This window comes from Paenibacillus sp. J22P15 (genome assembly GCF_056269345.1).
In genome coordinates this window covers 70,667-91,382 of the sequence record NZ_JBWDNT010000017.1, presented here as the reverse complement: position 1 = coordinate 91,382, position 20,716 = coordinate 70,667, and the positions used below count along the sequence as shown (strand labels likewise).

General features: G+C 43.6%; 20 protein-coding genes. 18 read left to right on the top strand and 2 right to left on the bottom strand.

The window, feature by feature from the left end; translation table 11 throughout:
- The first annotated feature begins 76 nt into the window (after positions 1-76).
- The 6 genes from AC0YN6_RS24365 to AC0YN6_RS24340 all read left to right on the top strand — a co-directional run bounded on the left by AC0YN6_RS24365 (position 77) and on the right by AC0YN6_RS24340 (position 6,103).
- Complete coding sequence (locus AC0YN6_RS24365; protein WP_475750045.1) at positions 77-988, top strand: Gfo/Idh/MocA family protein; 912 nt, start codon at positions 77-79, stop codon at positions 986-988.
- Between the two features lie 14 nt (positions 989-1,002).
- Positions 1,003-1,800 (top strand): alpha/beta hydrolase, encoded by a 798-nt coding sequence (locus AC0YN6_RS24360; protein ID WP_475750043.1) that lies wholly within the window; start codon positions 1,003-1,005, stop codon positions 1,798-1,800.
- 222 nt (positions 1,801-2,022) lie between these two features.
- Positions 2,023-2,391: a GntR family transcriptional regulator gene (locus AC0YN6_RS24355; protein WP_475750041.1), complete on the top strand. Its 369-nt coding sequence runs from the start codon at positions 2,023-2,025 to the stop codon at positions 2,389-2,391.
- Entirely contained in the window at positions 2,388-3,269 is an 882-nt protein-coding gene (locus AC0YN6_RS24350) for an ATP-binding cassette domain-containing protein (protein ID WP_475750039.1), read from the top strand. Before AC0YN6_RS24355 ends, AC0YN6_RS24350 begins: the two co-directional genes overlap by 4 nt.
- Positions 3,266-4,012, top strand: coding sequence for a hypothetical protein (locus AC0YN6_RS24345; protein WP_475750037.1), 747 nt, complete (start codon positions 3,266-3,268; stop codon positions 4,010-4,012). The genes AC0YN6_RS24350 and AC0YN6_RS24345 overlap by 4 nt, the downstream gene beginning before the upstream one ends.
- Positions 4,013-4,204: 192 nt before the next feature.
- Complete coding sequence (locus tag AC0YN6_RS24340) at positions 4,205-6,103, top strand: ATP-binding protein (RefSeq protein ID WP_475750036.1); 1,899 nt, start codon at positions 4,205-4,207, stop codon at positions 6,101-6,103.
- A 45-nt stretch (positions 6,104-6,148) separates the two neighbouring features.
- Here the strand turns inward: AC0YN6_RS24340 and AC0YN6_RS24335 are convergent, their stop codons facing one another.
- Both AC0YN6_RS24335 and AC0YN6_RS24330 read right to left on the bottom strand, forming a co-directional pair.
- Positions 6,149-6,394 carry an NHLP leader peptide family RiPP precursor gene (locus AC0YN6_RS24335; protein WP_475750034.1) on the bottom strand — a complete coding sequence of 82 codons (246 nt, stop codon included), beginning with the start codon at positions 6,392-6,394 and terminating at the stop codon, positions 6,149-6,151.
- 112 nt (positions 6,395-6,506) lie between these two features.
- Entirely contained in the window at positions 6,507-7,439 is a 933-nt protein-coding gene (locus AC0YN6_RS24330) for a hypothetical protein (protein ID WP_475750033.1), read from the bottom strand.
- A 374-nt stretch (positions 7,440-7,813) separates the two neighbouring features.
- Here AC0YN6_RS24330 and AC0YN6_RS24325 point away from each other — a divergent pair, with 374 nt between their 5' ends.
- The 12 genes from AC0YN6_RS24325 (at position 7,814) to trhA (ending at position 20,619) form a co-directional block, all read left to right on the top strand.
- Positions 7,814-8,383, top strand: coding sequence for a hypothetical protein (locus AC0YN6_RS24325; RefSeq protein ID WP_475750031.1), 570 nt, complete (start codon positions 7,814-7,816; stop codon positions 8,381-8,383).
- Positions 8,384-8,475: 92 nt separating this feature from the next.
- Complete coding sequence (locus AC0YN6_RS24320) at positions 8,476-9,558, top strand: Gfo/Idh/MocA family oxidoreductase (protein WP_475750029.1); 1,083 nt, start codon at positions 8,476-8,478, stop codon at positions 9,556-9,558.
- 217 nt (positions 9,559-9,775) lie between these two features.
- A complete protein-coding gene (locus tag AC0YN6_RS24315) occupies positions 9,776-11,239 on the top strand; it encodes a polysaccharide deacetylase family protein (protein ID WP_475750027.1) in 1,464 nt (487 codons plus the stop codon).
- Between the two features lie 27 nt (positions 11,240-11,266).
- Positions 11,267-12,580: a nucleotide sugar dehydrogenase gene (locus AC0YN6_RS24310; protein ID WP_475750025.1), complete on the top strand. Its 1,314-nt coding sequence runs from the start codon at positions 11,267-11,269 to the stop codon at positions 12,578-12,580.
- A 22-nt stretch (positions 12,581-12,602) separates the two neighbouring features.
- Positions 12,603-14,474 (top strand): glycosyltransferase, encoded by a 1,872-nt coding sequence (locus tag AC0YN6_RS24305; RefSeq protein WP_475750023.1) that lies wholly within the window; start codon positions 12,603-12,605, stop codon positions 14,472-14,474.
- Positions 14,475-14,513: 39 nt separating this feature from the next.
- On the top strand, positions 14,514-16,181 hold the full coding sequence (locus tag AC0YN6_RS24300; RefSeq protein WP_475750021.1) for a polysaccharide deacetylase family protein: 1,668 nt from the start codon (positions 14,514-14,516) through the stop codon (positions 16,179-16,181).
- A 36-nt stretch (positions 16,182-16,217) separates the two neighbouring features.
- Positions 16,218-17,297 (top strand): glycosyl hydrolase family 18 protein, encoded by a 1,080-nt coding sequence (locus AC0YN6_RS24295; protein WP_475750019.1) that lies wholly within the window; start codon positions 16,218-16,220, stop codon positions 17,295-17,297.
- Positions 17,298-17,416: 119 nt separating this feature from the next.
- A complete protein-coding gene (locus tag AC0YN6_RS24290; RefSeq protein ID WP_475750017.1) occupies positions 17,417-17,746 on the top strand; it encodes a LapA family protein in 330 nt (109 codons plus the stop codon).
- A 26-nt stretch (positions 17,747-17,772) separates the two neighbouring features.
- Positions 17,773-18,690 carry a TRM11 family SAM-dependent methyltransferase gene (locus AC0YN6_RS24285; protein ID WP_475750016.1) on the top strand — a complete coding sequence of 306 codons (918 nt, stop codon included), beginning with the start codon at positions 17,773-17,775 and terminating at the stop codon, positions 18,688-18,690.
- A 36-nt stretch (positions 18,691-18,726) separates the two neighbouring features.
- A complete protein-coding gene (locus AC0YN6_RS24280; RefSeq protein WP_475750014.1) occupies positions 18,727-18,930 on the top strand; it encodes a hypothetical protein in 204 nt (67 codons plus the stop codon).
- Positions 18,931-19,196: 266 nt separating this feature from the next.
- Positions 19,197-19,892 carry a lipase family protein gene (locus AC0YN6_RS24275; RefSeq protein WP_475750013.1) on the top strand — a complete coding sequence of 232 codons (696 nt, stop codon included), beginning with the start codon at positions 19,197-19,199 and terminating at the stop codon, positions 19,890-19,892.
- Between the two features lie 79 nt (positions 19,893-19,971).
- Positions 19,972-20,619, top strand: a complete 648-nt coding sequence (gene trhA, locus AC0YN6_RS24270) for a PAQR family membrane homeostasis protein TrhA (protein WP_475750011.1) — start codon at positions 19,972-19,974, stop codon at positions 20,617-20,619.
- Positions 20,620-20,716 lie beyond the last annotated feature (97 nt).

Sequence of the window (20,716 nt, the reverse complement as noted above, 5' to 3'; positions counted from 1 at the left end):
TGTCAGCTTGCACAAATAAGTGTATAGTTTAGATGGTATTCTATAAATGATGAAATTTATGAAGAGGTGGTTGAAAATGACCAAGCCCCGTATCGGTATGGTAGGACTTGGAGGCATTGCACAGAAGGCCTATCTGCCCATATTATCAAGAGCCATGGAATGGACATTCGTTGGGGCGTATTCACCTAATGCGGAGAAGCGTTTGGCAATATGTAATCAGTACCGGATTGCTTCTTACGGAAGCTTAGCCGAGTTAGCAGACAGCTGTGATGCATTATTTGTACATAGCGCTACAGATTCTCATTATGAGGTTGTGTCAACCTTGCTCAAGTTGGGTAAGGACGTGTATGTGGATAAACCGCTTGCTGCCACTTTACAGGAGGCAGAACAGCTTGCGGAGCTTAGCGAGAAGCTGGGAAGGAAGCTGATGGTGGGCTTTAACCGTCGCTTTTCACCTTTATACATAGAAGTGAAACGACGAATAAAGGAAACAGCATGGATTAGAATGGAGAAACATCGAACGAATGCAGTTGGTCCGCAAAATGCAGCTTATACGATGTTGGATGATTATTTGCATGTGGTTGATACGGCAAGGTGGCTTGCAGACGGAGAATCGTCAGTTGTGAACGGCATCGTCCGCATCAACGAGCATGATCAGCTGCTTTATACGCAGCATCATTACAGTACGCCAAGCGGATACACGTTATCGACTGCGATGCATCGCAGTGCCGGAACGAGCTTGGAACAGCTTGAAATGGTTTCTGCAGGCGAGATTGTACGCGTGAAAAATATGAGTTTGCTCGAAGTGGAGAAGGACGATATGATTACGAGTACTCTGTCGTCCTCGTGGCAATCGATCCTTAAACAGCGCGGCTTTGAGGATGCGGTACATCACTTCATACAATGCCTCATAACGGATAAAATTCCAGTCGTAAATGGTGAAGAAGCTTTGAAATCACAACGTATGCTAATGAGTATGCTGGAATAAAGGGAGAATTAGAAATGAGTCATGATTCAAAGGCGTTGTCAAAGCCGAAGAAGAAGGTTCGGAAAAAAAGAGTACTAATATGGTCGTTAGCCATAGTGTTGGTACTATTCTTATCGATTGCAGTTGTATATCAAATGATGGTATACTCGCCCTCGGTCACAGCTAAGGCAGCTATGAAGAGTGATGAGCAAGTTACGATCAGTATTGGACAAGCGGGCTACCGATTTGAACCGACTGCTGGAGAAGCGAACATTGTACAGCCCAATGTTATTTTTTATCCAGGCGGGATGGTAGACGCTAAGAGTTATGCGCCATTAGCTCGCGAGCTGGCAGCAGCAGGGCATCGTGTTTACATTGCTAGTATGCCGCTCAATCTTGCATTTATGGGGCAAAATAAAGCTGATAATTTTATTGCTGAGCATCCTGAAGATAGCTATGTTATAGGCGGTCACTCACTAGGCGGTGTATTCGCTTCACGATATGCAGCGGAACATTTAGATCAAATCGATGGCATCTTCTTTCTTGCGGCCTATGCGGAAAAGGCAGGAAGTCTTGCAGACTCTAAGCTGCCAGCATTGCAAATCATCGCATCTAACGATGGTGTACTGAACTGGGAAGATTGGGGTAAAGGAAAGCAGTTCATGCCAAACTCCACACAATATGTCACCATTGAGGGCGGGAATCACGCACAGTTTGGTTCCTATGGCAAACAAAAAGGGGATCGTCCGGCAAGCATCCAACCAGAAGAACAGCTAGAGCAAGTTAGCAAGGAACTGATCGGGTGGATGAAAGGAATTCAAGTAAGTGAGTAAAAGCCAGGTTAATTGGCTTGGTAAGTTATCCATCGTATCATTATAAAACAAGCAAGCTGTCTCATAAGGTCTTTGACCAGGAGACAGCTTTTTTTTGTTGTTTTATTTTAAGCGAAATCTCAATAGGACGTGCCGTTACCAAATAGGCTTGACATGAATTAGGAATGGTTGTATGGTTAGTTACATAAGTAATGAACCATATAACCTGAGGGGGGTGACGACGTGTTTGATGACCGAAGTCCCATTTACCAGCAAATTGCTGACAAAATAAAAGATGACATTATAAGCGGCGTACTGCAGGAAGATGAACAGGTCATGTCTACAAATCAATATGCTGCATTCTATCGTATAAATCCCGCTACAGCAGCAAAAGGCTTTCATTTATTGACGGAGGAAGGCATTTTGTATAAGAAAAGGGGTATCGGCATGTTTGTGAATAGTGAAGCAAGGCAGTCGCTGCTGGCACAGCGCAGAGAGCGTTTTTTTGAAGAGGTGGTCGATAAAATGCTTGTAGAAGCGGAGAAGATCGGCGTGCCGCTATCCGATATTATAGGACGAATCGAACGGGTGAAAGGGAGAGATTATGAATGACACTGGGTATTGAAGTTAGTCAACTGGGGCTGCGGTATGGCTCATTTACAGCGCTGCAAGATATTTCATTCAGGCTTGAAGGCGGTAAAATATACGGACTGCTTGGGCGGAACGGCTCTGGCAAAACAAGTTTGCTATCGATATTAGCCTCATATCGTCAGCAATCGAATGGCGAAGTAGCCATTGATGGTGAAGCCCCCTTTGAGAATGCACGCATCATGGAGCAAGTATGCTTCATCCAAGAAAGCGGCCATATGCCCGAGACATCTTCCGTACGCGATACTTTAAAGCTGGCTGCCAGCTGCTGGCCCAATTGGGATGCTGATTATGCTGAGAGGCTCATTCGTATGTTTGATCTACCATTAAAGAAACGCCTCGCAGCGCTCTCCCGAGGAATGAAGTCTGCACTTGGCGTGACGTTAGGCCTTGCCAGCCGCGCCCCGGTTACGATTTTTGATGAGGCTTATCTTGGCATGGACGCCCCGTCCCGCTATACCTTCTACGAAGAGCTTCTGAATGATTATATGGAATCTCCTCGTACATTCATTTTGTCCACTCATTTAATCGAGGAAGTAGCCTCATTGTTTGAAGAGGTGCTTATTCTGGATAAAGGGCAATTGATCATACATGAGGAAACAGAGGCGCTGCGAGCACGCGGTTCATCTATAACCGGTTCAAGTGAGAGTGTGGACCGTTTTGTCGAAGGTTTGACGGTGCTTGGAGAACAGAAGCTTGGCAAAACGAAGTCGGTGACTGTATTCGGAGAGCTCACAGAATTAAAGCGTAAGCAAGCAGTGACCGAAGGGCTGGAGCTGGGGCCTGTATCGTTGCAGGATCTGTTCGTTCATTTGACCAAGAAAAGAGGGGATGGACAATGATTGGTAAAAGAAAACATCCCGCAATTAATGTGGCTCAGCACATTATGTACAGTTATCGATGGACAATTATTTTTTATTGGATCATATTCATCTTAGTTTTTGTAGGTATTGGTATTTTAACGAATTTGGAAGTTATAGCAGGCAATGATTTTGATGGAAAAGAGGCTGGGGAGGGCACAAGCGTATCTCCGAAGATCTTTTTACTTGTCATCGGAATTCTGCTGACACCAGCATCGCTCGCAAGCTTTGTATCTAGTGGAGTTACGAGGAGAAATTTTGTTGGCGGAGTGTGCCTAGTACTAACCATAATCTCAGTCATATTTGCATTTATGATGATGCTCCTCCTACCCATCGAGCAGAGTATTTATGGTAGTGGAGATGGGATGCTTGAGCTGGGGAATACGCAAGTATTTTCTTCTGCTTCAGAGGTATGCCGGATCATTTTTGAATATTTTTGTTTGTTCTTCGTCTACTTTGGCAGCGGATGGCTCATCGGCTCTGGATTCTATCGATTTAATTGGCAAATAGGTGTGCTGATTTCATTAGCTGCTCTTCTGCCATTGATTGTGATTGAGGTTATATTTTCTTCCGATTGGATAGGTGAGCAGCTGCAGACGATATTCGGGGTAGAACGAACCCCGTTTGCAGTAGTCGTACTCCTTGCCATTTTACTCATGGCTCTTATATTGGTGTTGAACTATGCGATGCTTCGTCGTGCAGTCATTAAGAAAAAATTGTTTTAATAAATAGTATCAAGGCTGCTCTCAAGATCGTGATGATCTTAGGGCAGCTTTTTCTTTTCCGTTGTTTCAAATATTGTGGCTTGCAATTTTTATTGATAGCAGGTAAATTTTAGAAGGGAACTTATCGAACATTGTCGAAATATAGTCGTATTGAAGCATTTACATTTATCACATCACTTTTTGAGGTGCAGGATGAAAGTATTGGGGAAGTTTTTTGTGATTTTGTTCTTTTCGCTTTTTATAGTTACTCCTATCCAAGCTACAACATCCTACGCAATATCGGATACGCCAACTATAAAAATTACGGAATGGGAAATGATGTGGGAAAGTGATCCGAACAGCACTGTTCAAAATGCTGCTTCTAGTACGAGGGCAGGCGAATGGCAGCCGTTTTCTTACGGCGATAATTTACCAGTTAAACCTGCTAATATTCAATCAGCATGGCTAAGATTTCAGCTTCCTGACTATGAATTAGCTAGGCCATCATTATTGATAAGTAAGCTGACTGCCAAAGATGTTTCGATATTTATCGACAATAAACTCGTTTATGAGTCCAAGAGGAATTATCCTTTCAATAAAAACGAGATCCTTTTGTCAGTATCGGAAGCCGAAGCAAATCACATGGTCTACATACTTCTGAATACGGATTCAGAGTGGTTAGGTCTGAAGAAATCAATTGTTGTCGGTGAAGAGCAGTCTCTTAATATGCTGTTTATGAAGCAAGAGATGTTTGACGTTTTTATTGGGGTATCACTTTTAATTATTTCGTTCGCAATGTTGTTATGTTTTATATTTCTGAATAAATCTTATTTAGAAGGTTTAAGTTCACTTAGTGTCATTATTTTTTCAATAGGATTAATGATTCTTTCTTTATCTACGTATTTGCATATGGTTTATGCGGATTATGGAAGGGTAATATATTATATGTTTGACGTGGGATCAACTTTATTGATGCCTTCCGTTTTTTTCTTTTTTGAGAAAATATTTGGAAAGGGTCCTTTGGGACTGATTGCTTGGTTTAGAAAGATATTAGTAATTATGGCAGTGGTTTTTATTACTTGGTCATTTTCATCGATTTTTTTGGGGGAAATTTCAAGTTACTATGTATTTGTCTCAATGATATATTTTGGTGGAGTTGTTGTTGTCGGAAATATATTGCTGTTGACATATTTATTAAGACTTTGTCTACAAAAAAATAAAGAAGCAATCATTTTAACAATAGGTTTCTGTGTTTTTGCTGGAGTCGGGGTCCTGGAAGTAATATGGTATTTAATAAACGATATGAACTATGATTTATTTTTGTGGAAGTGGGGCATTTTTAGTTTTATTACTTCCCTTGTTATTATTCTTGCCAGAAGAATATTACATAACTATGAACAGGTTGTGAAATACTCGAAACAGCTTGAGGTTTTTAATAATGAACTGCAACGATCTGAAAAGATGGAAATAATAAGTCAGTTGGCTGCATCGGTCGCGCATGAGGTCCGTAATCCACTTCAGGTAACAAGAGGTTTTCTTCAGTTGCTCGGAGAAAAATCTACGAACGATAAAGAGAAGGGGTATATGGTACTCGCCATAGATGAACTCGACAGGGCTTCTGACATTATTACGGATTTTTTAACGTTTGCCAAACCACAGCTTGAGAACACGACACTTCTTAATATTACTGATGAAATCAAAAAGATCGAGGCGATATTGGTACCACTTGCTACAATGCAGGGTGGAGTCATTAAGGTTGATATTTCATCAGATTTATACATTCGTGGAAATTCATCTAAGTTTAAACAAGCACTAATCAATATTATAAAAAACAGTATTGAGGCTTTGCATGTAGAAGGGATAATTTCCATTCGTGCATATCAGGATGACTCCCATAATGTTGTCATTTGTATTAAAGATAATGGTGAGGGTATGAACGAAAATGATCTTAAAAAACTGGGAGAGCCTTACTACTCTAATAAAACAAAGGGAACAGGGCTAGGGCTGATGGTGACTTTCCGAATTATTGAAATCATGCAGGGTAAGGTTGAATTTATTAGTTCGAAGGGTGTTGGTACGGAAGCTATTATTCATATTCCTTTAGCAAAATAGTAACGCTATCTGCTCTTAAGAGAGTAGATAGCGCTTTTTTTAAAATCAAGGCCATGCAGCTTCAGCGACCAGCTTTACATTCTCAATTTCCTTAGGATTTTGCGGGAGCACCAAATATAGTTTAGTTGCCGATTCTTCAACAACTTCTACTTCGATTGTATCTGGAACTTCGATTCCGAATGCTTCTTTAACGGCTTCTTTCGGATTGGCGATCAGTTGCTTATTGAATTCGGCATCTTCCCAAGCTTTTTGAATGATTTGTTCTTTTAATGATTGTTCTTTGGACATCATAATCACCCTTCCTGATATGTATAAGTTTACCATACCAAGTTTATCATGTCCTTTCGACAAATTCTATATATGTTTTCAATTATTCGACAATTAATAGATTCTATTGTACCTATTAAATTGATGATTTAGATAAAAGGTAGTCAAATCCGCCCTTTTTCAGCAATTGTTTATTTGATTCTAACGTCTCATAGGTCTGGTTCAAATGATTTAGAATATAGCTGTGAAACTCTATTAATTCACTAGCCCCAGCATTGAGCTCTATTAACTGTTTTTGATTATCGGTAGCCAACTGCACGTAGGGCTTCATGCATCCCCGAATAAAGATCTCATTCTCAATCTCTTGTTCAGTTAAAGGCTCATCAGATGTCCTGCTAGCAGCAATCATCGCAAGTAAGCCATTATAGCTGCCTTCAGCCAAGTCTTCCTTCCAGTCCATATAGTCGTCCGACATTTGAAGCGTCATCAACACGATATCGATCGCTAGCTCCATCTTCTCAATCTGTTCTGAGCGTCCTGCTAACAGAAGTGCGCCTGTGCTGGCGATTTTGACGGGACCTGCTTTACCTGCTGTGCGGATGGGATTGGTAACAAAATAATTCTCGCGATCTTCATTGGTTACACTTTCGGCCCAGGTTGTTACATAATGGTGATAATAACCCCAAAACGGCGAATCTGAAGGGAATAGCCCGCGAAATACACTAAACATTTCGAGCATAAGCAGATTGCCAAGTGCCAGCTGTTCCTTCCAAAGAGAAGAAGGGTTGCTGTCCATCACGTCATCCTGAATAAAAAAATAGAGCATCCCATATACATTAGCTAATGCAAGCGCTTCACACTGAGATTCATTAATCCCGCTCGGCTCCTTGATCCAGAAGGGGAGAAGGCTGCATATGTAATCTTTGGTGCTGTCTTGCTTCACTGGGTTGAATTTATGGGCATAGGAGAGACCTATGCTGCAAAGAGGTGCTGGGAAAGCCGCGATACGGCTCTCGGCGATGGCGAAAACACGTTCTAGCTGCCCGATATAACGGGTATACCATTCCATTAAAATGTCCTCCGAATCGATTGGTTAGATGGCAAATGACTATACTAAATGAGGAGCTGACGCATATAAATAGTATAGAGAAGATGTAAATCCTTCCCTACTATATCACTTTAATAGCAAGAAAATCTTAACATTTTTTTAAGCATGAGGAAGAAAAAGTCGAAGTGCTTATTGAGTAAAAAGAGAATATCCAGTAAAATGAAATAAGGTTATGAAATCAGGTGTGGATAATAGATGATCCTCTGTCACGCTATGCTTACAGAACTGGACTTAGGTCGGGGATGAATCTATTACCTGAGCAGGTTTAGAATTTAGTTCTCCTGCATTAAAGTTAATACCTAGATGAAAGTTCTTTAATGTGGAGGTAGTTTGGCATGAATAGAGATGTTGAAATTTATGTTCTCTTAACGAACACGGGAACACTATTTTCAAAAACAATCAGATGGTATACAAAAAATATGCTGAATCACGCATCAATCGCGTTTGACAGTAATTTGAATGAGGTATACAGCTTCGGTAGAAAAAATCCGAGCAATCCATTTTTAGCTGGATTCGTGAAAGAGGATGTACGAGGCGAGTTCTTTGAGAATTCCACTTGTGCATTATACAGATGTACGATTAGTCATTGCTCTTATATTAATATTAGAAATCAAATTCATTACATGGAGAAAAACCAGGATCAATATAAATACAACTTGCTTGGTATGTTTGGCATCATGCTTAATATCGAGATGAAACGAGAATACGCTTACTTTTGCTCGCAGTTTGTCGCATCGGTCTTTGAGGAAAGCGGAGTGAATTTGGTTAATAAGCCGTCCTTCTTTGTAACCCCTGCTGATTTGGAGAAAACAACAGTACTAGAGTTAGTTTACCACGGCAAGCTGCACACTTATACAGGCGTTCAAGAGGAAATAAAAGCAACAGGAACATTTCGAACAGCATAAAGAAGATCTCACATGTTGAGATCTTTTTCTTTTTTTTATCGAGATCAAGGTAGAGTAACAAAAATCCAATTACATCTAGGAGATGGTTAACAATGTCCATCATAAGTTTCGGTATTATCGGCGGAGGCTGGAGAGCAGAGTTTTACATACGTATCGCGGAAGCACTGCCAGAAAAATTTCATATCCATTCGATACTCGTGCGGGACGAGGAAAAAGGGCGGCTGTTGGAGTCCAAATGGGGTATTCGAACGGTTCGTAATATGGATCAGTTTACTGCCGCTGCGAAGCAGTTTAGCTTTGCGGTCGTATCCGTACCGCGAACGGCGGCACCTGCGATCATCAGAGAGTTAACGGAACGGAAAATTGCTGTGCTTGCGGAAACGCCGCCAGCGGTTGATTTGGAACAATTAACGGCACTGTATGCCTCTCTGCCGAAGGATGCAATGGTACAAGTAGCTGAACAGTATTTGTTCCAACCGATGCATGCTGCGAGAATTCAAATTGTCCGTTCAGGCAAGCTGGGTGAAGTGTCACAGGCGCAGGTGTCGGCCGCCCACGATTATCACGGAATCAGCTTAATAAGACAGCTTCTTGGCGTAGGCTTCGAGCAGGCAAGCATTAGCGGGCAGACGTTTGAATCCATGATCATGCAAGGACCTAGCAGGCAAGGTGATCCGCTTGAAGAGCGAATGGTTCAATCCGTGCAGCGGATCGCAACTCTCCGATTTGGTGACAAGCTTGCTTTATATGATTTTACGGGCGATCAATATTTCTCTTGGATACGGCGCAGTCGAATGCTCGTTAGAGGTAGTAAGGGTGAGCTTGTAGACTCCGAAGTAAGCTACTTAAAGGATTATGAGACACCAATTCATACGGAGCTTCGCAGGGTAGATACAGGTCATCATGGCAATTTAGAGGGCTATTATCATCGAGGTGTTACCGCGGATGGAGAATGGTTGTATCGGAACCCGGTTGCTCCCGCAAGGCTTAGTGATGATGAGATTGCAATAGCTACATGTTTGCTGCGCATGGGTCTTCTGGCGTCTGGCAAGGGAACCTCTTTCTATAGTCTCGCTGAGGCAGCGCAAGATCACTATTTGGCGCTCTTGATGGGAGAAGCAATCGCTTCGGGACAAAAGGTGCATACACAAAAACAAGTATGGATGCCCGAATAGAACAGTCAGCCAAAACTGGTGCCATTTACATGCAAATGTTATGCATTTCCTATGTTAAAATTAGCTTAAAGTGAAACGACTCTTATTCACAATCATTGTGATCGGGTCGTTTTTTGTGTTAAATAGTCGGAATTTCCATAAATTTAATAAATTTTCCTTAAGAAATGATTTTCGAATGCGTGATTGATGGGTAAAGAAGCAATAAAGGAGTAAACAGATGCCATCCTTATATGACAAAAGAAATAAAAAAAAGTTCCCAATTGTTTTTATTTTGATGCTTTTAATGACTGCTATTCTGGTTACTGGCTGCGGATTATTTCAGGGCAGCGGCAAGTCAGAGGAGACGAATGATGCTGGAGGGACGACGAATCAACCTCTAGTCCCTATAGGCAGTGAAAAGAGTAAAGCTATTCCATTTGTGTACACGACAGATAAGGAATTAGCTCTTACTTTCAATGGAATGGGCGATGAAGATGTGATGCTCAAGCTGCTTGATGAACTTGATCACTATGATATAAAGGCAACCTTCTTTTTGCCTGGCATGCGGGTGGCTGAGGAGCCGGGAATCGCGAAGGAGATTTTGTCCAGAGGTCATAGCATCGAGAACAATACGCTGAATCGGTTAGATCTAACTCAATTAAGCTACGAGCAGGTGTATAAAGAGATTGCTCTGAGCAATGAGATTATCGAGAAGGAAGTAGGCGTAAAGCCTCAATATATGCGGACAAGATCGGGTGATTACAATGATACGGTTCGGCAGGCTGCTGCTCAGAGCGGACTTTCGGCTGTCGTATCGTACAGTCTTAATTTACATGAGTGGCAGAAGGAAACGGACAAGGAGAAGGCTGAGTATGTTAGAAAATATGTGACTCGCGGCGGAATCATTGCTTTGGACACGGAGCTGGATAGTCATGTTCTCGAATCCATTCCGTTGATTGTGAAGGCAGCTGCCGATGTTGGCTACAAGCTGATTCCGTTACATAAGCTGATTGACAACGGACATGAGAGAAAGCCTCTTGAGCAAATTCCAGGATTTGATGCGGCTCAAATCAATAAGAACGATAAACCATCGAACTACAAGCTTATTTATAACTTGGGGACCAATGAAAAGGTTGTGTCGCTTACCTTTGATGATTGGGGTACTGACTACACCATAACGAAGCTGCTTGATATCTTGGATGAGCATGATGTGAAGGCGAGCTTTTTTCTGCGAGCAAACGGGGTGGAGAAAAATCCAAACTTGGCTAGAGCGATTGCAGAAGCGGGTCACGATATTGCTAATCACACCTATAGTCATCCTGTAATTACGAAGATAACACCTGATCAATTACAAGAGGAAGTCGTGAAGGCTCATCAAGTCATCACCGAAGCGATCCAGCAGAAACCAGCGATGCTATTCAGACCGCCGACTGGTGAAATTGATGATGAACGGGCGAGGATTGTAGCTTCAACGGGATATACATCCATTGCGATGTATGACGTAACAGTATTCGATTGGGACGCTGCCACTGACGCCGATCAAATTGTAAAAGGTGTTTTAGAGCAAACGGTTAATGGAAGCATCGTTCTACTACACATGCTGGATAACATTCATACCATCGAGGCGCTGCCAGACGTTATCGAGAAGCTGAGAAGTAAAGGTTATAAGTTTGTTCCCATGTCGCAAATGTCTCTTAAATAATAGTTTTTACTAGATGGAGATGGACAAATGACATTATACGATGAAATTGTCTCAAGGCAGAAGAAAATTGCTGTCATTGGATTAGGTTATGTGGGCTTGCCGCTAACCGTTGCTTTTGCGAACAAAGTAGATGTTATCGGATTCGACGTTAACAAAGAGAAGGTTGAATTATATCGAAGCGGAATCGACACAACAGGAGATGTCGGTAACGATGTCCTCATGAACAGTAAAGCTCGTTTTACTTCGGATGAGAATGAGCTTGAAGACGTTTCATTCTTCATAGTTGCTGTGCCGACGCCCGTTCAAAGCGGGAATGTTCCTGATTTGAATTATGTAAGCAGCGCCTGCAGGCTGGTTGGAAGGAAGCTAAAGAAAGGTACGATTGTCGTATTCGAATCCACTGTCTATCCAGGTGTGACCGAGGAAATCTGTGTTCCTATTTTGGAGAAAGAGTCGGGGCTTCGCTGCGGTATTGATTTTAAGGTGGGCTACTCACCCGAGAGAATTAATCCCGGCGATAAGGTTCACCGATTGGAGAATATTACGAAGATTGTATCGGGTATGGACGAGGATACGCTTGAAATGGTCGCAAGCATGTATGAGTTGATCATAGATGCAGGCGTATTTCGGGCGGAGAGCATCAAGGTAGCGGAAGCGGCGAAGGTTATCGAGAACGCTCAGCGTGACATTAACATTGCCTTTATGAATGAGTTGTCGATGTTGTTCAACGGCATGGGTATTGATACACAAGCAGTACTGCAAGCAGCGAACACCAAATGGAATTTTCTCAGCTTCACACCGGGCTTGGTAGGCGGTCATTGCATTGGAATTGATCCTTATTATTTGACTTACAAGGCCGAGGATACCGGCTATCACTCCAAAATTATTTTGGCAGGACGTCATATTAATGATGGTATGGGCAAATATGTAGCTCAGCAAATCATTAAGAGGCTGGTTAAGCTGAAGGAAAATATAAATACAGCAAAAATAGGCTTTCTTGGCCTTTCTTATAAAGAAGACAGCTCTGATATTCGTAATACGAAGGTGACAGATATTATTGAGGAGCTTGAGGAGTATGGCATAACAACGCTGGTGGCTGATCCGAACGTGGACAAGCAGCAGGTTTATATGGAGTACGGTATTGAGCTAAGCGAGCTTGAGGAATTAAGCGGATTGAATGTCGTTATTGTAGCGGTTCCTCATAGCCAATTCACTCAGATGAGCGTAATGGATTTCGACAGGTTGTACGAGGATAACAAAACGAAGCTATTGGTTGATATAAAAGGAATATTTGATAAACGGCTCTTCGAGAAAAATGGATACGACTATTGGCGCCTATAGAGCCGGATTGGAGACAGCAGCTGTGTTTAAACGACAAAAAAATAAGCCTATAGAAGTGCTGTCTGTTCCAAGAGAGGACAGGCGCACCCTTTGGAGTGTCCCTGATCCGGAGAATCAACGGCTAAAAATGGATCGAAGAGGTTATACCGAGGGGCTAAACAAAGACGGCAGGGATGACAAGTCCGCTATGCATAAGCTTCGCGAACTCAGCTTGAGATATGAAGCGAGCTTTGATGTATGGTTGCTTCGCAATGGACGCAGTAAGAATACGAGAATGCGGGGCAGAGCTGAGGATATTTCTTCGACAGGCATGCTGATTGAGCTGGATACTGCTGATAGTATGAAGACATTCATGGAGGGAGGCAGGTATAAGCTTAGCTTCGATATACCTCCTGGGACGATGCCTGAGGGCTTCGAATCGTCTGTGAAAATCGAAGCTGTTGTCATAAGGACATTTACACGCGAAAGTGAAGATGGGCCGAAGAAGCTAGTCGCCTTCCAGTTTGAGAAGCCACTGCCTGAGTATCTTCAGAGAAAACGGTGGGGCTATTCCGTTTATATGGCGAGCAGCCTGCTGTTTGTAGCTGTAGGCATCATTATGCTCATGCGTGTGGAGAGCATCATTTATTTTAAATACAACTTCCTCTTATATTTATACAGCATTACGGCAGCTGCATTCCTGCTGACACGCTATTTCTTCGGTGCGCTGCACCGTGATGTGCCAGTTAATCCACACTATACACCCGGAGTATCGATTATTATTCCTTGTTTTAATGAAGAGGAATGGATTCATCGCACGATCTTGAGCTGTATGAATCAGGACTATCCGGTGGATAAGCTAGAAGTTATCGTTGTGGATGATCGCTCTAAGGATCGCTCAGTGGAGCAGATTCAGAAGGTGATCGATCTCGTTCATAAAGAGGCGGAGCGGTTTGGCACCAAGGATCGTCTGAAAATGCACGTAATGGCCGAAAATGGCGGAAAACGTACAGCGCTTGTAAAGGGCGTGGAGATGGCTAAGCACAAGCTGGTAGTATTTGTGGACTCTGACAGCTTTCTGGAGCCGACGGCAATTAGAAACCTCGTACAGCCCTTTCAGGACCCTCAAATGGGCGGAGTAGCAGGTCGGACTGACGTTGAGAATAAATATACGAATACCGTCACGAAACTTCAGACCGTGCGCTATTATATTGCCTTCCGTATTATGAAGGCAGCCGAATCGTGGTTTGACAGCGTAACCTGCTTGTCGGGACCGCTTTCCTGCTACCGTAAGGATTTGATTTTGAAGCATAAGGATGCTTGGCTGACTCAGAAGTTTCTAGGGCAGCCGGCGACCTTTGGCGATGACCGCAGCATGACTAACTTTATTCTCAAGACACATCGAACCGGCTATCAGGATACAGCAATCTGCTCCACGATCGTACCTTCCGAGATGAATGTGTTCTTAAAGCAGCAAATGCGGTGGAAGCGTTCGTGGCTGCGGGAATCTTTGCGAGCAGGGGGCTTTATTTGGCGCAAGGAGCCGTTTATGGCTTTGTTCTTCTATATTGGCCTCGTCGTTCCCATCGCAGCACCAGTTGTCGTTTTGTACAATTTAGTTTACGTACCCATTGTGCATCATATTTTTCCGAGCACCTTCCTAATGGGGCTGCTCTTGATGGCACTGCTGATGAGCTTTGCCCACCTGTTGTTTCGTAAGAGTAAGCTGTGGATTTTTGGACTCGTATTTTGTATCTTCTATGAGTTTGTGCTGCTGTGGCAAATGCCTGTTGCATGGGTTACCTTCTGGAAATCAACCTGGGGGACAAGAGAAACGCCGCAGGATATTGAAGCAAGAAATAAGAAAGCAGCTAGAAAGAACAAAAACAACAAGAATATGGACATGCCGCTTTAAAGCGGCAGCTGTCTGTATCAACGATAAAGGATGACCGCTATGAATAAGTGGTATACGGATGGCGCCTTCGACTATAAACGGAAAAACAAAAGAAAGGTGATCAGAACGGCCATTCAGACGATCATCTTGCTTGTCTTAGGCTACTTTCTTTTCCATGCCATATTCGATATTAAGCAATATGAGGAGCCGGATAAGGCGCAGTGGACCAATCATGACGGGTTTATTGCTTTGTCTTATTTAGGCGTAGCGCGAAATGGCACATCCGAGCTGATCGCCAAAAAAAGATTGGATCAGCAGTTGAAGGCACTGTATGATCAGGGTTATATAACCATTTCTCAGCAGGATGTTATCGACTTTTATAAGCATGGGAAACCATTGCCGACGAAAGCGCTATTCCTGTCCTTCGAGGACGGGAGGAACGATTCAAGCTTATTCGCCCAGCCTTTGCTGGAGAAATATAATTATAAAGCGACCATTCTGACCTATGCGAACAAGATAGGCAGCAAAGAATCCAAGTTTCTTCAGCCTAAGGAGCTGCTCAGCATGATAGAGAATGGCTTCTGGGAGCTGGGGAGCAACGGTTACCGCTTGTCTTATATTAATATTTTTGACAAGGATGGCAAGCAGATTGGCATTAAGGATGAGAACGAGTTTAAGAATAGGGAAAACACGAGCTACTACACTCACTATTTGATGGATTTCATTCGAGATGAGAATCGCGTGCCAACGGAGCATCGAGCAGAAATGGAAGCACGCGTGAACGCAGACTATAAATCGATGAATGAAATTTATACTAGGACGCTTGGTTTTGTGCCTAATGTCTATATGATTATGCATGCCAACTTTCTTTATGGGGGAATGAACAGACTTGTTGAGAATGTGAATGACAGCAACATTAAAGCGTTGTTTGAGATGCATTTTAACCGGGAAGGACATTCCTTAAATAAGAGGGATGACAGCTTATATAATTTGACGAGGGTGCAGCCTACGTCCTACTGGTATACGAATCATTTACTTATGAAAATTCGCAAGGACACTGGGGAGGAAGTCAGCTTCATAAAAGGTGATGATAAGAAGTCTGCCAAATGGTCACTGTTCAGCGGTGCGGCTGAGTTTGCTAATAATCGAATTGTCTTAACCTCACTGCCAGCTGGAAACGGATTACTTTTCTTGAATGACAGCACGGCATATAATAATGTTAAGCTCAGCGCCACACTTGGCGGCCATGTTGCCGGCAATCAATCGATTTATGTTCGGTATGATCGCAAGCAGAATTCTTATATTCGCGTTTCGATCGAGGATAACACCGTTATAGTAGAACAAAAGACAGCAACAGGCAAAGTAGAGCGTCTGCTTACCCGCAAGCTTGAGGCCGAAGCAGCAGAGCGGGCCAAGCAGATTGAAATCAACTTGTCAGGGGATAGATTGACCGTAATGGCGGATAGTGATTTGTTGCTCGACAAGCAGCAAATCAGCAGTACAATTGACAGCGGTGAGATTGCGCTTGCATCTAAAGCTAGCCCGGGCAATAACAAGGATGACATCTACGACGCTGTATTTGACGATATAAAAGTAATGTCCCTAACGGAGGACGGCAGTGTTCAGGAGCGATTATACGTGAATGGATATACTGGTATTAAAGGGATAATTAGCAGAATCAAAAACATTATTAATACATCCTTCGACTGGGCGATTGATACCTTCTAGCTATTTTAGAACCTACAATTCGGGGTGTACAATTTAATGAGAAAACGAATTATTGGCGCATTCTTGCTCGTATTATTTATAGGCATAGTACTATTAATAACTACTCTTTCGGATCGTACCGAAGAAGAAGAGCATCCATCCGTTGACTTAGCTGCTCCGACTGAAGCCATTGCACCACCGGAGCTGTCAGTTTGGATTGTGGACTGGCAATGGCAGCAAGGAATTGAGGACCTGCGAATAATAAAAGATGGATTAACAAGCTTGCAGCTGTTCGCTGCCTATTTCGATGAGCAGGACAGACTTTATTTTACGGATAAATTATTACGGGTGCTGCCTGAAGTTTCAAAAACGTATGGGCAGAACGAGCCGCTTCACGTGGATCTGTCAATTGTGAATGATCAAATTATGGGGAACGGGGAAACGGTTCAGAAGGATTCGAGCTTAATCACAAGGTTGATGGCGACGAAGGAGAGCCGCAGGAAGCATGTGGATGAGTTGATTAAAGTTGTGGATCAATTCGGGTTAAGCGGCCTTGAAATCGACTATGAGCGAGTCGAGGAACAGGATTGGGAGCGGGTGCTGTTATTTTATGCAGAGCTGTATACTCGATTACAGGAAAAAGGGAAAACGCTTCGTATTGTACTGGAGCCAAAGGTTAAGATTGAACAATTAATGTTTCCGGAAGGCCCTGACTATGTCATGATGGCTTACAATTTATATGGCACACACAGCGGACCGGGTCCAAAAGCTGATCAGACCTTCATTAAGGAATTGGCAGGCAGAATGGCCTATCTTCCTGGTAATCCGTATATCGCTTTTTCAGTTGGCGGATTTGATTGGCGTGAGGATGGTAAGGTTGTTGCTTTAACCGAGGAACGCGCGGATTTGCTGTTAAAGCAGACTGGCAGTACTATTCAGCGGGACGAAGCGAGCGGGAGCATTTTCTTTGAATATATAGACGAGAACAAAGCTAAGCATTCTGTATGGTATGCAGACGAAGAAACCTTATCGCATTGGTTTGGGATAGCTAAGCAAGCCGGCTATAACAAAGCGGCGATATGGAGGCTTGGTGAAATACAGATGCCTTCACTCGAATATTTAAAGCTTCATAAATAGTAGTGCAGGTCAGAATAGAAGGGCTTCCATAGCTGCATTTAGCAGTTAAGGAAGCCCTTCTTTCAATAGGCGAATGGATATGGAATGTGGTATGATTTTTGGAAAAGGGAGGAATCGGTATGAAGGGACCGGGAATTTTAATATCTGCGTTAATATTCGCACTGCTTATTGCGATATTTGCCGTAATTAATATCGATTCAGTACATGTGAATTTTTTATTTACGACGGCGACGCTGCCGCTTATTCTCGTCATTTTGGGATCAACACTGCTTGGAGGCCTCACTGTTGGCTTGCTTGGCATGATTCGTCAAATTCGCTTGCAGCGGACGGTCAAAGCATTGGAGAAGCAGCTGGCTGAAATCTCGACAGAGGCAGAGCGACTCGGCCTATCCAAAGCAATGCTTCGCACGGATCCTAAGGAAGCAGCGGAAGCTCCGCAAAACGAATAAACTTATTTCAGATCGTGAGGCAATGGATGTTTATTTATACGTATGCATGTCATGAGGATGAAGCAGCTTTGTGTGAGCTCGAGCTGCAAACCTTGTTAGGTCAAGAGGTTAATGAAGGTGTTGTGAGCAGCAGCTATGAGCTTTCGGTTGACCGCAGCCCTTTCATGAAACGGCGCATAGCGGTTATGTTCGAAGCGAACAGTATAGAAGAGCTGGTAATGCTGCTTCCCACGGTTGAGCTCGGTGGCCAGACGTTCAAGGTTATTTATACTCCTGGCGATGAGTCATTCACTTATGAGGAGCAGAGACAACTTGAGCGAGCTGCTGGCGCAGCCATTCGCGGGAAAGCGGATATGCGTAAGGCAGAGCGGCTGTTCGGCTTGATGATGCTGAAGGGGCGCTGGTACTTTGGAGTGTTGGAGGAGAACAGCGCCATATGGTTAAAGCATCAGAATAAGCCGCAAAATTATTCGACTGCGCTTCCTACAAGAGCTGCACGAGCAATCGTCAATCTTGCTGCGGGTCAAGCTGCTGATCAAATGAGGATTATCGATCCATGCTGCGGCATGGGGACTGTTCTTATTGAAGGCCTGTCGATGGGGATGAACATAGAAGGTATGGATATTAATCCGCTTGCCGTGAGGGGAGCGCGTGCGAACCTGGCTCACTTTGGTTATCCCGACCTAGTAAGACTAGGCGATATGCGCCTTCTTGAAGGTCATTACGATGCTGCGATTGTGGATATGCCCTATAATTTATGCTCAGTCTTGCCAGAAGCGGAGCAGCTTGTTATGCTTGAGAGCGTAAGAAGGTGGGCGAGCAGAGCGGTTATTATCACGACGGTTCCGATCATGAGACAGCTGGAGCTGGCATCTTGGCGGATCATAAATAGCACCACCCTGAGTAAAGCCTCTTTTACCAGATATATAAGTGTAGTAGAATAAGAAAGAACTATGTAGCGTATGAAACGAGGTGAACCTATGTCTACAATCGATCAAAACCAATCGCAAGAGGAGCCTAAGAAGCTGACTCAAGCGGAGAAAGCGAAGCAATTGCTCGCTCAGAAGAAACAAGTGAAAGCTGGAGGAGCTCCAGGCCAGTCGCACCTTTCCACAGGGACGCAGGCACTGAAGAGCCAGAACACGAAGAAGGTAAACAATCAGCGTAAAAAAATGGGTGTATAGCTGCTGCTACCAACTTTTATTTTTATGCAGCAATAGCACCAACAAGGGACGCCAGCTGGTAACAGCTAGGCGTTCTTTCTTATATAATAAGTGTATAGAGCAGGGTGGGGTTTAGGAAGCTGTAAGGGAATGGTCAGAAATAACAGCGATAATAAAGAATGAATCCAGAGGCTAACCCGCATAATGAATATACAACGATAATTTAGAAAATATAATATGACATGAAAGCGAATGACGTTTATGTTTCTATTACGGAGGGATTCGTTATGACGGCGACCAAATCATCACGAATGAGCATCTACCTGCTTGCCGGTGTCGCAACATCCAATAGTATTTTTACCGAATGTAAAGTAAAGCTGGAAAAAATGTTTCAATCGGACGGTGTCGAGCCGATTATCCACGTTATCTTCCCATATGGCGATGCCAGTCGGAGCTTGATCAGACAAGTGCTTGAAGTAAAGAGCGATTTGTCCAATCGCTTAAAGGCGGGACGAATTGGCGGGCAGCTCGCGCTTACGCAAATAAAACAAACGATGGATAGTGATCGATTACTGTTGATTGGACATAGCGGCGGCGGCGCAGCTGCTTACCAAGCGGCGAAAATGCTCTACGAGCAAGAGAAATTAGAGGATTTTCGCATCGTACAGATTGGATCACCGAGAACGCCGATTGAGCCGAAGCTTCAAGAACGTGTTAGTTATTTTCATTCCATCGACAGCTTAGGCAAGCTTAATGATCCGATTAGCCGAATCGGTACATGGGGCGGCTGGAGCATGAATAAATATGCGATGCCGAAATGGAACAACATGAAATATGCTCCTGGTTATGTTGAAGGCATCCCTACGGTAGGCGGGCATGCAGATTATTTCCGTCATACAGAGGACTTTAGAGACCAGGAGGCCGTTTGCAATCTCGACAAAACGATTGATCGCATGCGGGGCTGGTTGAAAGGGTGGGTGTGATCCTTTACACTAAGGAGAGAGTAAGCAGCTCATTGTCAGTACAGGGGCGAATGCTTACGACTTAGGAGGTGAGCAGCCTTTGGCGAACACTCATACGTACTCGAAGAGGGAAGAGGTTGCGAATGCGGTCACACATGGTATTGGAGCTGCGCTAAGCATTGCGGCACTTGTGGTGTTGATCGTATTCGCGGCAACGAAGGGAACGGCTTTTCATGTTGTCAGCTTTTCTATATATGGATCAGCGATGCTGCTGCTTTATGCGGCTTCAACGCTCGTACACAGCTTTCCAGAGGGAAAAGCAAAGCGGGTATTCGAATCGCTTGATCATTCGTTTATTTATGTCTTTATTGCAGGTACATATACCCCGATCCTGCTGCATATTGTACAGGGGACGCTTGGCTGGGTATTGTTCGGCATAGTTTGGGGAGTGGCATTAGTCGGTGTTGCATTCAAAGCATTTTTTGCATCACGATTTCTATTCACTTCGACGATCCTCTATATTGCAATGGGATGGATTATCGTGTTTGCATGGAAGCCGTTAACGACCCATTTGGCTCCAGGCGGAGTACAACTGCTCGTGACGGGCGGCCTGCTGTACACTTTTGGTACGATATTTTATATGTGGCGTGCTTTTCCTTATCATCATGCAGTATGGCATCTGTTTGTTCTAGGCGGGTCGATCGTCCATTTTTTCGCTATATTACTTTATGTACTTCCGGCGAAATAACGGTCTAATTGGAAAATAAAGAAGCAAATCTTACTCGCATGAGACAAGCTGTGCGGGAGCGGAGATTTGCTTTTTTTTATGGGAAATAAATTAGGTG

Coding starts and splice junctions, on each gene's coding strand:
- AC0YN6_RS24365 (WP_475750045.1), top strand. CDS start 77: ATGACCAAGCCCCGTATCGGTATGGTAGGACTTGGAGGCATTGCACAG.
- AC0YN6_RS24360 (WP_475750043.1), top strand. CDS start 1,003: ATGAGTCATGATTCAAAGGCGTTGTCAAAGCCGAAGAAGAAGGTTCGG.
- AC0YN6_RS24350 (WP_475750039.1), top strand. CDS start 2,388: ATGACACTGGGTATTGAAGTTAGTCAACTGGGGCTGCGGTATGGCTCA.
- AC0YN6_RS24345 (WP_475750037.1), top strand. CDS start 3,266: ATGATTGGTAAAAGAAAACATCCCGCAATTAATGTGGCTCAGCACATT.
- AC0YN6_RS24340 (WP_475750036.1), top strand. CDS start 4,205: ATGAAAGTATTGGGGAAGTTTTTTGTGATTTTGTTCTTTTCGCTTTTT.
- AC0YN6_RS24335 (WP_475750034.1), bottom strand. CDS start 6,394: ATGATGTCCAAAGAACAATCATTAAAAGAACAAATCATTCAAAAAGCT.
- AC0YN6_RS24330 (WP_475750033.1), bottom strand. CDS start 7,439: ATGGAATGGTATACCCGTTATATCGGGCAGCTAGAACGTGTTTTCGCC.
- AC0YN6_RS24325 (WP_475750031.1), top strand. CDS start 7,814: ATGAATAGAGATGTTGAAATTTATGTTCTCTTAACGAACACGGGAACA.
- AC0YN6_RS24320 (WP_475750029.1), top strand. CDS start 8,476: ATGTCCATCATAAGTTTCGGTATTATCGGCGGAGGCTGGAGAGCAGAG.
- AC0YN6_RS24315 (WP_475750027.1), top strand. CDS start 9,776: ATGCCATCCTTATATGACAAAAGAAATAAAAAAAAGTTCCCAATTGTT.
- AC0YN6_RS24310 (WP_475750025.1), top strand. CDS start 11,267: ATGACATTATACGATGAAATTGTCTCAAGGCAGAAGAAAATTGCTGTC.
- AC0YN6_RS24300 (WP_475750021.1), top strand. CDS start 14,514: ATGAATAAGTGGTATACGGATGGCGCCTTCGACTATAAACGGAAAAAC.
- AC0YN6_RS24295 (WP_475750019.1), top strand. CDS start 16,218: ATGAGAAAACGAATTATTGGCGCATTCTTGCTCGTATTATTTATAGGC.
- AC0YN6_RS24290 (WP_475750017.1), top strand. CDS start 17,417: ATGAAGGGACCGGGAATTTTAATATCTGCGTTAATATTCGCACTGCTT.
- AC0YN6_RS24285 (WP_475750016.1), top strand. CDS start 17,773: ATGTTTATTTATACGTATGCATGTCATGAGGATGAAGCAGCTTTGTGT.
- AC0YN6_RS24280 (WP_475750014.1), top strand. CDS start 18,727: ATGTCTACAATCGATCAAAACCAATCGCAAGAGGAGCCTAAGAAGCTG.
- AC0YN6_RS24275 (WP_475750013.1), top strand. CDS start 19,197: ATGACGGCGACCAAATCATCACGAATGAGCATCTACCTGCTTGCCGGT.